This is a genomic window from Verrucomicrobia bacterium CG1_02_43_26, from assembly GCA_001872735.1.
GTDB lineage: Bacteria > Verrucomicrobiota > Verrucomicrobiia > Opitutales > CG1-02-43-26 > CG1-02-43-26.
In genome coordinates this window covers 54,190-65,859 of record MNWT01000007.1, presented here as the reverse complement: position 1 = coordinate 65,859, position 11,670 = coordinate 54,190, and the positions used below count along the sequence as shown (strand labels likewise).

Below are 11,670 nucleotides of genomic sequence, written 5' to 3'. Positions count from 1 at the left end.
GGCCGTTATATTCCTAAACATTTTACCGAAAATGATGTCACCGCCGCCCAAGTTCAGACCTTCATGGCTAGAATCAACCACACTCCAAGGAAATCCCTCCACTACTTATCGCCCATGGAATCTTTCTTGCTTTTTTCTTCCGGTTCCTTAAAACTCTTTAACTTTAACTCCGCATGTGTTGCACTTCGAGTTTGAACTCGGCCGAGGAACGACAGAATCTTATAGATAAAGTGAATAACTGAAGCACTGTTACACCCTCTCCTATGCACATTTTTATTGCCAATAATGGGGTTATATAAGACCCTGTTAATGTGTTGGTTAGTTTAAAGAGTAGTTCAATTGTGAAGTTTTATAAATCATTTTGTTTGATAGCGTTCGCTGCTATTATCCTGCTTTCCGGCTGTTCACAAAATAGTTCACTGGGGTTTAATGAAACAGAGGATAAAAATTACCGCCGCGGAAAACATTTCTATCAGGATGGACGCTACAGGGAATCCTTAGCTTCTTTTTTAAAAGTTATTGAGCACCACCACATTTCCCCAGAAAGCCATCTGGAGGCAGGGAGGATTTATCTCGAACATATACAGGATCCGATTTCCGCGATTTATCACTTTAGAAAATATTTGGAATTTAAGCCAAATGCAGAACAATCCCCTATCGTACGGCAGATGATCGAAACGGGCCAACGTGAGTTTGTAAAATCTTTCCCCGGGCCTTCTGTGTTGGGTCAAGACAAGCGTCTTGATCTGTTAGAGCTCTTACAACAAGTGCGTGAGGAAAATATTGATTTGAAGAAACAATTAGCGGCTGCAAAACGTCAGTTGAGTAATCCCGCATCCTTTGCCCAAAAGGAAACGCAACAAAAACCTAAAGAAAATATTTTTACCCCGAAACCGGAAAAGAAGGCGCTCCAAATTAAGCAGCAAAAGCTCTACACCGTTGACTACGGGGACACCCTTTCAACTATTAGCACAAAGGTCTACGGAACATCAGCGCGTTGGCATGAAATTTTTGAAGAGAATCAGGACACCCTTTCCAGCCCCCATAGCTTAAGAGTTGGCCAGATCTTGAGGGTCCCATGAAGTACTTCGACTATAATGCGACAACACCTCTAAATGCTTCGGCTCGAAAAGCGCTCCTAGAAGCACAAGATAATCATTGGTATAACCCTTCAAGTCCCTATAGAGAAGGCGCTCAGGTACACAACTTACTGGAAGCGGCACGTGAATTCTGGGCCGATGAGCTTGGTTGCGAAAAAGGATCTATTATATTCACCTCAGGGGCAACTGAAGCAGCTAATGCGTTATTTGAGCACTTTAAACACACGTTAGACAAGGATACCTTTGTAGGCGTTTCTACAATAGAGCATTCCGCCGTCTACCAATCAGCTAAATATTATTTGGGCAGCCGTGCACACTATTTAGAGATAAAAAAAGACGGTACATTGGATCTGGATAATCTTTATGGTTTTATCGAAAAAAAGCGCCCAAAATTGATCGCGCTGATGGCCTTAAATAATGAAACGGGTATTGTGCAGCCATGGGAAGAAGTCCTTCGCCTCTGCAAAAATCGGGGTATTCTTTTTTTATGCGATGCCTCTCAGTGGATAGGGAAGCTGCCCCTAGGAGAACTTGGCAAGTGCGATTTTATTATAGGTAGCGCCCATAAATTTGGCGGGCCAAAGGGAGTCGGTTTTCTTAAGATACCTGACAATTTTACGCAGTTTAGGATATCAGTGGGTGGCGGGCAAGAAATGGGGCACCGCTCCGGAACTGAAGACTACCCCGCAATTGCTGCTATGGTGGCAGCTTACCAAGCATGTAGGTCTTATATCGAAAAGCATCTTTTTCTTTTTGAGATACAGAAAACTTCGTTTGAGAAAGTAATTTGCATGGAAATACCTGGCACAAGGATTGTTGGCCAGGATTCCTCTCGAGTATGGAACACCGTTGGGCTCATTATGCCTAAATTTAATAACGTGCGCTGGATCGCACAACTCAGTAAGCGCGGATTTTGTGTGGCATCGGGGTCTGCCTGCGCTTCTAAAAAAGAAGCAAGCTCGCCTGTCCTGTCGGCTATGGGATATACGGATGAAGAAGCCAAAAGATTTATTCGAGTCAGCTCCGGGTGGCAGACAACGGAGGATGATTGGAAGGATTTACTGGAGGGATTTATTTCTGTTTGGGAAGAGTTGAATCAAAGCGGTTCAGGCTCGCAAAGCACCGTTATTGACCTTTAGAATACTAGCCGGGGTTTAATCTAACAATGCGCTTCATAGAAATCAGAGCACAACAATATAGGAATATAGACTTCGCTGCTGTACCGTTGTCTCAGAATACCTATTTCTATGGCAAGAACGGCCAAGGGAAAACAAACCTCTTAGAGGGGCTGAATTTCGTGACCGCACTGAGGTCTTTTCGTACACACGAGAGTAATACACTCATTCAACATGGTAAGACGATGGCTTCGCTCTATTACAAAATAGAGCATGAAGTTGAAGGCGAGTGTGAGGTCAGAATAGATATTACGCCTAAGGGAAAGACATTGCAGTTTAACCAAAATCCTGTGCGGCAAAATTCGGATTTTATTGGCATTTTCCCAACCGTTGCTTTTTCCTCAGAGGACATCCATTTAGTGCGCGGGGCTCCCCTCCTTCGTCGACGCTTTCTGGATCTCTCTCTTGCCGCAACGGACAGGGAGTATTTGACCGCCTTATTGCGTTACCATAAGGGGTTAAAGGAACGTAACGCTTTGTTTCGCCATGAAAAACTGAATATCGCTGCCCTGGAAGCATTTGATGCGTTATTGGCTCAGGATGCCGTTGTCCTTATCCGAAAAAGACAACAGGCACTGCAAGAGCTTAACGAGCTTCTGGAAAGCTACCATAATTCTGTTTCTATAGATGAGGAGCTCCCCCAGCTCCAATATCAACCCAATACAGAAGCTCAGGATCCCGAACACATGCTGGCTGTTTTACAAAAAAGCAGAGAACGAGACTACATTATGAAGGCCACGCAAAAAGGTCCCCACCGTGATGATTTCCTCTTTCGCCTACAATCCAATAAGGCACAGCAATTTTCCTCAGAAGGCCAGCAAAGGACACTTGTGATCGCCCTACGGTTAGCTCAGGTAGCTTATTTTGAGAAAAAGAAGGGCATTATACCCGTTATTCTGGCAGATGATATTTTAGGGCAACTGGATTCACGTCGGCGAGAAGCCTTTTGGAAAACGTTAGATGACCGTTACCAAATTATTTGCACCGGCACGGAAAAACCTGAGCTTCTCGATCAACCTTCCTGGCAGTTCACCGCCGTACAAAATGGCGCCTACCATCAAGAAGAAGTCCTTGGTTTATCCTGATTAGCAAACTAAAGAAACCGCAATATTGCCATGAGCGCTAAAACGCTCCAAAAAGCCCAGCCACCAAGATTGAACTTAATATTGGAAAGCTTCCGGATAATTCCTCCTGCCGCTAACGCAATCACTGCGGGATAAACAAATGTGAGCACCGAAGCGAGGAAGAGCTTGATTGCCCCAAAGCCTTGTAGCGACACTAGGAGCGCAATCGCTAACGTAATCAGTATTGCAGGATGTCGGTTTAATCGGCCACGCATGATGTCACTGGACAAAAATTCAGCAAACAGGATCGTTAAAATAGTAGCCGTTGTTAAACAAGCTAACGCAATCGTAATACTGACAACCGGTATAGCTATCTTGCCCATGGTATGACCCGCAATTGTTGCGAGGAGTTGTTCGGGCGCAACCCCTTGTAATAAGGGCGCATATTTGGCTCCTAAAAGGACAAAGAAAAAATAAACCAACCCCAGTAAAGAGATTGCAATGATGCTGGAATAGCTGCTTAGACGGATCAAAAGTCGGGGGCTTTCTGTAGCCGTCAAGTGGACGTTTACATAACCAACAACCGTTGCCGCGAAAAAGAAAGCCGCTAACAAATCCATCGTCTGATAACCCTCAAACAAACCTATTTTAAAGGCTTGTACGCCCGATAAGTCAGATTCTATAGGAGCTCCACCCTTGATCATCCCCATAGCGATAACGATCCCCACACCGAGTATGAGCAGAGGTGTTAAAACACGACCAAGGATAGGGATAATTTTATCATGCTTCCAGATAACCAGTAAGGTTAGCAAACAGAAACCTATAGCAAACGGCAATAGTCCCAAGCTAGGCATGAATAGCTGTACCCCGCCATAAGCTACGACAATACATCTGGGAACCACAGCAAAGGGTCCCAGAAGGGAGAGCATTGTAAATGCTAACAGAAAACCAGGAACTTTACCCGTGTAGGCAAAAAACCGCTGGCGATCCCCAGCATACAAAATGATGCTCATTAACCCGATAAAAGGGACAATCACACCGGTTAGAAAAAGGCCTATAGCGGCAAAGTAGGAACTAGAAAGCGTCTCCGTTCCCAAAGATACGGGAAAAACCAGATTGGCAGAACCAAAGAACATAGAGAACATGGCCAATCCACCGGTTACAACTGTCTTCGTAAAGCGCATCGTTTATAAATTTGAATTATAAGTAATAAAAACCGAGGGACACAGCTAAAGCACCCCAAAAGGCCCAACCAGCGATGTTTTTACGTATAGAGAACCATTTTTTAATGATGCTGGCCAACGCAAGTGTAATGAGCGCCGGATAGGCCACTTGCAAAATGGTCCCCAAGAATCCACGGATAGACTCGAACCCTTGGAAAGAAACTAATAAGGCTATCCCCAGTGTAATAATGATAGCAGGGTGCCTTGGCAATCGACCCTTTGTGATATCAACGCTTAAGAAATCTGCCCAGAGCATTGTCAGAACGGTTGCTGTCGTCAAGCAAGCCAATGCAATGGTTATGCTAATGATGGGGATTGCGAACTCTCCCATCGTATAGCCAGCAATAGCCGCCAAGAGCTGTTCGGCTGGAATCCCTTGTAAATCATTGGCATAGCGAGCTCCCAAAATGACAAATGCAACGTAAACGAGCCCCAAAAGAATCATCGCAATAATACTGGAATAAGTACTTAACTTTGGCAGCAGTTTTGGGCTGTCTGAAGGCGTTAAGTGAACACTTACGTAACCGACCGCAGTCGCGGCGAAAAAGAATGCCGCCAACAAGTCCATTATCTGGTAACCTTCTAGCAAACCTTGACTGAAGGAGCGCAAAGCGTTTAAGTCTGTTGGTTCAGCAGGCTTTCCATAAAAGAAGCCCATAAAAATAATAGCCCCGACACCTGCTATTAGAAAAGGGGTTAAAACCCGCCCTAAAATGGGGATAATTTTGTCATGCTTCCAGATAACTAAAGATGTTAAAACAGCGAAAATAACAGCGAAGATTTTAAAGGAAAAATCCGGCATAAAAAGCTGTATACCACCGTATGCAACGATGATGCAACGCGGAAGCACCCCAAAAGGCCCCATCAAGGACAACGTAACGAACGTGAGGAAAAAAGCAGGCCATACTCCTATGCAGGAAAAAAAACGCTTGCGATCCCCAGCGTACATAATGACACTAATCAATCCAATAAACGGGACAAGTACCCCCGTTAGAAAAAGCCCCGCCGCTGCGAAAGGCGCTTTATCTAATGTTTGAGTTCCCATCAGTACCGGAAAAACCAGGTTTCCTGACCCAAAGAACATGGAAAACATCGCCAAACCTGCGGTTACAACCGTTTTTGTAAACTTCATCTTTTTAAGAGCTGGTATTATACATATGTACTGGATAATTGCTTCACGAACCCCATGACACGGGGAAGCTCCGCTTATAAAAATAAAATATTTATAATGCCCATAACACCCGCTTATGCAAACTTTTTCTGTATCCCACTAAGGTAAAACGGCTTGCGCTCAAAAAAGTCAAAACTACGAGATAATAAAGCCCGAACGGCGCTTAACTTGGCCGGTGGTGATTACCTCTACGTCTTTAATATAATGGCGCATGTGTTCTTTAATCGCATCGAGAAAGGCTTTGGCCTCGCCCTCATCGCCCTCCACCTCCAGCCAGACACGGCCGTCATCGAGGTTTTTCACTTGGCCTGTCACATCAAAACCCTTAGCGATTTGGTAAGTTGTGTAACGAAAACCAACGCCCTGGACGTGGCCACTGATATAGGCTTCGAGGTGAAAAATAGTCGACTTCATGTGGGTGCAGTGTAATCGAATAATTATTGTTAGGTAAAGGAAAAATCTTAGCAAAAAACCAATTAATCGAGTATCTCAAGCTTCTACCGGATCTGGGCTAAATTATTAGGATTTGTACTTGCTTATAGTGTGGGGGTAATGTAGTATTATAATCTAACGTATAAAGCCTTACAAAAAGCTTAGCCATCGATTATGTATAATTATTATGAAAACTTCCACGACGGCGATTTTGAATTTGAAGAGGAAGCAGGTTCACAGTGGAGTGAGTTTGATTGGCAAAGCTACGTTAAGGAAAGTAATTCTGAAATAGCCCGTTTTCTTACTCATTATTCAAAACTTAAGGCCAGTGAAAATTGCCTAGAAGAGACTTTCAAGGCTATGGGCTGGGCAAACCCTTCCATGCAAGGGCCTGCGAAAGAACTTTATATCGTAGAAGCGAATTTCAATCTTGATGAAGATGATGATGACGAGGATGAATCTTTCGGTGAGGGTGAATTTGATGCATTTGCTGAAGCGTCATCCGACCCCTACTCCATCCATAGGCATCCGTTGTTTGTATCCACTTGTGGACTCCTCCAATATGTACATTCTTGTTGGGGAACATTTTTAGACCAGGAACCCAAAGGGCTAACTCATAAAGGGAACTGGAAGTTTGCGCAATCACTCATTATGGCTCACCACCATGTTGTGATGGCTATTCAATTCTTGAATGACACAGAATATTCTGCGTGTGTTTGTCATGGTAAGTTTGTGCTCAGTGCGATTAATATTTGCATGTCCTATCTTCAACAGGTACCACTAGCAAGTGCTTCCTTTGCCGCTCCCATGCAAAAAGAAATCTTACGAACCTTGTTCTATTTAAGGGATATTTGGTTGCAAGTGATTAAAGATAGCAGAGAGCTTTCTTAGCATATAGGGACTTTCACCCTCCCAAAAACCAAAGAATAATTCTACAACTGATCTATGTAATCCTCGAGGGCTTTCATAGATATCAGGTATTCTTCCTGCAAATGCTCCGGGCAAACGCTATAGGCAGAAAAATTATTTTCGTCTATATTCTGCTCTATGGTGCAGCATATACCATGCAAACGCTTGAGACCAAGATTGGCACTACTGCCGGCTAAGTAATGTACTGTTTTACGGACTTCTGTGCTATCTGAAACCTCACAAGCTTTTTGTAAACGGGACATACTCTCAGACCATTCTCTTTTAAACGTGTCTTTAAGGTCATTAAAAAAAGTTGAGGGAGAACCCTCTGCAATCATATTCAATACCTCCAAATGCTCATCATTCAAGAGCTCCTTTTGGACAGACTCTAGGATGGTTGAAATTTCTTTATTGGGATCCGTAGGCATTTTCTTGTAAAGAAGGTTGGGGGTACCTTACCCTAACACTTATTATGGTTTAATATGAAAGTATATTCAAGCAAGAAGTTTTTTGATCATTGCAATTAAAGCCGTTGGGCTAAAGGGTTTTGTGTATACTGCGGATGCGCCTGCTTGGGTTAACTGATTTCGTGTACTTTCCTTACCTTGGCCGGTAACAAAAATAACAGGAAGGCGTGCAATAGACTGATTAGCGCGTATATCTCCTATCAATTCCAAACCGGAACGGCCCGGAAGCATGAGGTCGAGAATGATGAGAACAGGCTTTTCGTCTAAAATACGTTGGATTACCGAATTACCTTCACGGCAAGCGATGATCCCAAATCCAGCTTTTTTCAGGGTAAACTCTAAGAGCTTTTCCATAAAGGGGTCATCATCTGCAATCAAAATTTTATCCATATATTACAATTTAGAAGTATATTCCCAATGGAGGATTGTTTGGTCGTCACCGGTATCACGATCTGGACTTGCCGCATTGATCACTTGTTGAAGTTCATCCCAAAGTTCTTTTGGATCTGACACACCCCTTGATTGTATAAAATTAACAAGATTATCCCAGCCCCAGATTTTCCCTGCGGTCTCAACTTCATAAAGGCCATCGGTGACCATCAGAAAAGAATCGTGCGGGTGCAGGTCTATTTCATCAACTTTATAGTTAATATCATCAAATAGTCCAAGAGGTGGGCCAGAGGGCTCAAATTGCTTAAACAGGGAATTGTTTCTAAAGAAAAGCACGGGGCAATGTCCTGCATTGATAATAAAGGCTCTATCCAAAGAAGGGGGAATCATAACCACCGCACAGGTTGCAAAGATCGTAAGATCACCAATCTGTGCGCGAAGGGTCTCGTTAAACATATTAACCAACTCATTGAGGCCGGTAAGATTGCGCGTGGCAATATGGAGTGCCGTCCGCATAACGGCTGCCAGAAAAGCAGCAGAAACCCCTTTACCCATAACGTCTACGATCGCTAAATAAAGTTCACCATGGCTACCAATGCAAGCATCAACGTAGTCACCGGAAACTTCTCTCGCACTTTTACGTTGAGCAAAGAGTCTCCAATGATTTTGTTCCTTAATCTCAGGAATAGGAAGGAGGGTCTTCTGTATTTCCGATGCAATTTCAAGCTCTTGCAGAGCCCTTTGCTCACGGCTACGCATGATTGTATTGTTCTCGTGTGCAACTGCTATGCCAAATAAATCCGCAAATGTACGCACGGTATTAAGATCTGAAGCATTGATATAGTGTTTTTCATTACTACAAGCGACTGTAAGGGTCCCTAAAATTTGCTGGGAAGCTCGTATAGGGCAACATATACCGCAGTTAAAACCGTAAAGGCTGGAGTTTTTTGTTATTTCAGAGGGTTTTTCCCAAATAAACTCCTGTCCTTCTTCGATAACAATGTTGGGTATATCGCCTTCATCAACAGATTTGTAGTAAGAGATCTGTTGCAGATCTTTTAATAATGTGGGGTTAAGGGCTTTTCCAAAATAGAGGAAAACACCATTATTAGGCACAACGCGCGAAATATCCTGAATTGCATTTTCGATGAAATTGGAAACGGAGTCCGCATCGATCAGCGCTCTCCCCAAATGGTGAAAGGCAGCTAAACTCTCATAGCACTGCGCAAGCTCTTCGATCGTGGAATCAATAATTTTCTGACTAGGGTCGTTTGCAATAATTTCAGGCTGTTTTCTAATCAAAACCTGGCGATAGCCGGATGAGCCATACCAATGTTGCCACGAATTACAAAACTGCTTGATAATATAAAGACCTCGCCCACTCTGCGCTAGGGGATCATCTGGCAAACCGGGTTGATGGGTCGTTTCAATCGCAGGGCCATGACCGCAATCTATGACTTCTAGCCATACTTCATCCCCACGGGCACTCCAGTCTACCGTGACTTGTTTAGACGGATCTTCCTTGCTGCCGTGGAGAACCGCATTAACAACTGCTTCCGAAAAAACGAGCTTCCAGCTTTCGAGATCTCCGCCCTCTATGCCCAAATATTTCAGGAAATGGGTAAACTCTCGTCGCAAGCCTTCTACATACTCAACGCGCGCTGGAAAGGTATACAATTTCCCAACGATGGGAGAATCGCGTGTACTGAGGGTTTGAGGGGTTTCCATAGGAGATCAGGCGAGAGGCATCTCTTCACTATTTATAACAAATAATTTAGCCGAGATCACTCCTAAATTTTAGGCTTAAGAACTCAATAGCTACGACCTTGCTTCTTTTCGTAGTAATTTAAAAATGCTTTGTTTAAAACAACTTGGCCTCCGGGCGTAGGGTATTTCCCCGTAAAGTACCAATCTCCGGTATGATCCGGAATAGAGGCACGCAAAGCTTCTATCCCTTGAAAAACGATCTCCAATTGGCCAGTCCAACCGTTATCTGCAGGATACACCAGTTCCGCGATTTTTTTTGAAATTTCTTGCGGTGAAAAAGGCTCATAGAGGCGTTGAACAACATTCTTAACCTGGTTAGCCGGAAGGTCTTTTTGAGCAAGGCATTGTTGATAAACCTCGTGTATAAGGGCCGATTTCCCTTGTTCTTCTAATAACGCTATCGTCGCCTGGAACGCGATAAATTTGCCGAGCTCAGACATATCGATGCCATAGCAATCCGGGTACCGAATTTGAGGCGCAGTAGATGCAATGATAATTCGTTTTGGGTTCGTGCGGGAAAGAATGTGTAGAATGGATTCTTTAAGCGTGGTGCCGCGGACAATCGAGTCATCCACGCATACCAAGGTGTCCTCTTCTTTGATAATCCCGTAAGTGACATCATAGACGTGCGAGGCGAGGTTAATGCGATCTTTTTCTTGGCTGATAAATGTGCGTAGCTTAATATCCTTAAGCGCTATTTTTTCGGCACGCGGCCAATTTGCCATAATGAGTTCATCTAAGAGCGCGTCATTTAAATCATCATTTTTTGCGGCTTTTAAAATCTGCTCTTTAACCTCTTGGCGGCGCAGTAGCCGCAGTTCTTCGAGTAAGCCATTATAGGCGGGTTCTGCAGTATTGGGTATATAGCCAAAAACTGTTTTGGAGAAATCATAATTAACAAGCTCGGCTAAGGGCTTTGCTAAGCAAGCTCCCAGCGATTTGCGTTCTTGGTAGATTTCGGGGTCGTTTCCTCGAGAGAAGTAAATCCGCTCAAAAGAGCATTTTTGGGGTTCTTGCTTTTCCGCAAAGGGAACTTCGTAGGAATTACCCGTGTTTTTAATCACAAATACGTGGCCTGGCTTGAGCTCTTGAACCTGCTCTGCGCCAATTCCAAAAATAGTCATCAAGGGTACGCGCTCAGAAGCAACCGCAATCACTTCATCGTTGATAATATAGTGGCACGGGCGTATGCCTAGCGGATCCCTAAACACAAAGGCATCACCATTACCAATGAGACCGGCAATGACGTAGCCACCGTCCCAATCTTGAGTGGCTTCTCTAATAATAGAAGCGGGATCTAGCTCTTTGCTAATGATCTCTGTGATCTGTTCTCCAGGAACACCCCGTGCTTTCATTTCACGGTATATGCGGCCGTGAGCCTCGTCTAAATGAGATCCTATACGCTCCAATATGGTCTGTGTATCGGTATCAAAGATCGGATGCTGGCCTCGGCTCACAAGCTCTTCGTTGAGCTTATTAACATTCGTGAGATTAAAGTTACCTGCGAGGAGAAGGTTACGGGTAATCCAATTACTGCGGCGAAAGTAGGGATGACAGCTGCTTTGAGAACGAGATCCTGAGGTAGCGTAACGTAAGTGCCCCAACAGAACTTCACCCCCGAAGGGGAAAAAATCTTTTACCGAATCCGGGTTATCGCGTTGAATTCTGCCCTTGCGTACTAACTCGTTATACTCTCGCAAGCATTTATTGAAGATGTATGTGAGGCAGTTTTCATTCATGTCCCTTCTGCGAAACATGTAACGCCGCCCTATCGGAGCATTTAATTTCACACAACCGATACCCGCGCCATCTTGGCCGCGGTTGTGCTGTTTCTCCATCAATAAAAATAATTTTCGAAAACCATAAAGCGCAGTGCCATATTTCTCATGGTAATAGCTGAGAGGCTTTAAAAGCCTTATCATGGCTATTCCGCACTCATGCTTTATTTGGTCTGACATTATAAAAATTTATC

General features: G+C 44.0%; 11 protein-coding genes. 4 read left to right on the top strand and 7 right to left on the bottom strand.

Annotation, left to right across the window (positions count from 1 at the left end; all coding sequences use genetic code 11):
• Positions 1 to 311 precede the first annotated feature (311 nt).
• The 3 genes from AUJ82_03685 to AUJ82_03675 are packed head-to-tail and all read left to right on the top strand — an operon-like array spanning position 312 to position 3,360.
• Positions 312 to 1,082, top strand: coding sequence for a hypothetical protein (locus AUJ82_03685; GenBank protein ID OIO60224.1), 771 nt, complete (start codon positions 312 to 314; stop codon positions 1,080 to 1,082).
• The gene (locus tag AUJ82_03680; GenBank protein OIO60223.1) at positions 1,079 to 2,239 is read left to right on the top strand and encodes a hypothetical protein; all 1,161 of its coding nucleotides are present in this window, start codon (positions 1,079 to 1,081) and stop codon (positions 2,237 to 2,239) included. The genes AUJ82_03685 and AUJ82_03680 overlap by 4 nt, the downstream gene beginning before the upstream one ends.
• A gap of 26 nt (positions 2,240 to 2,265) precedes the next feature.
• Positions 2,266 to 3,360 carry a hypothetical protein gene (locus tag AUJ82_03675; GenBank protein OIO60222.1) on the top strand — a complete coding sequence of 365 codons (1,095 nt, stop codon included), beginning with the start codon at positions 2,266 to 2,268 and terminating at the stop codon, positions 3,358 to 3,360.
• A gap of 8 nt (positions 3,361 to 3,368) precedes the next feature.
• On the opposite strand, the gene AUJ82_03670 is transcribed toward AUJ82_03675, so the two are convergent.
• The 3 genes from AUJ82_03670 to AUJ82_03660 form a co-directional block, all read right to left on the bottom strand.
• Positions 3,369 to 4,475, bottom strand: coding sequence for a hypothetical protein (locus AUJ82_03670; GenBank protein ID OIO60221.1), 1,107 nt, complete (start codon positions 4,473 to 4,475; stop codon positions 3,369 to 3,371).
• A gap of 64 nt (positions 4,476 to 4,539) precedes the next feature.
• Positions 4,540 to 5,694 (bottom strand): hypothetical protein, encoded by a 1,155-nt coding sequence (locus tag AUJ82_03665; GenBank protein ID OIO60220.1) that lies wholly within the window; start codon positions 5,692 to 5,694, stop codon positions 4,540 to 4,542.
• Between the two features lie 174 nt (positions 5,695 to 5,868).
• Positions 5,869 to 6,147, bottom strand: coding sequence for a hypothetical protein (locus tag AUJ82_03660; GenBank protein ID OIO60219.1), 279 nt, complete (start codon positions 6,145 to 6,147; stop codon positions 5,869 to 5,871).
• Positions 6,148 to 6,339: 192 nt separating this feature from the next.
• Here AUJ82_03660 and AUJ82_03655 point away from each other — a divergent pair, with 192 nt between their 5' ends.
• Positions 6,340 to 7,056 carry a hypothetical protein gene (locus tag AUJ82_03655; protein ID OIO60218.1) on the top strand — a complete coding sequence of 239 codons (717 nt, stop codon included), beginning with the start codon at positions 6,340 to 6,342 and terminating at the stop codon, positions 7,054 to 7,056.
• 41 nt (positions 7,057 to 7,097) lie between these two features.
• Here the strand turns inward: AUJ82_03655 and AUJ82_03650 are convergent, their stop codons facing one another.
• The 4 genes from AUJ82_03650 to AUJ82_03635 all read right to left on the bottom strand — a co-directional run bounded on the left by AUJ82_03650 (position 7,098) and on the right by AUJ82_03635 (position 11,656).
• Positions 7,098 to 7,502 (bottom strand): hypothetical protein, encoded by a 405-nt coding sequence (locus tag AUJ82_03650; GenBank protein ID OIO60217.1) that lies wholly within the window; start codon positions 7,500 to 7,502, stop codon positions 7,098 to 7,100.
• A gap of 66 nt (positions 7,503 to 7,568) precedes the next feature.
• On the bottom strand, positions 7,569 to 7,931 hold the full coding sequence (locus AUJ82_03645; protein OIO60216.1) for a hypothetical protein: 363 nt from the start codon (positions 7,929 to 7,931) through the stop codon (positions 7,569 to 7,571).
• Positions 7,932 to 7,934: 3 nt separating this feature from the next.
• Entirely contained in the window at positions 7,935 to 9,659 is a 1,725-nt protein-coding gene (locus AUJ82_03640) for a hypothetical protein (protein OIO60215.1), read from the bottom strand.
• 83 nt (positions 9,660 to 9,742) lie between these two features.
• Positions 9,743 to 11,656, bottom strand: a complete 1,914-nt coding sequence (locus AUJ82_03635; GenBank protein ID OIO60214.1) for an amidophosphoribosyltransferase — start codon at positions 11,654 to 11,656, stop codon at positions 9,743 to 9,745.
• Positions 11,657 to 11,670: the final 14 nt, after the last annotated feature.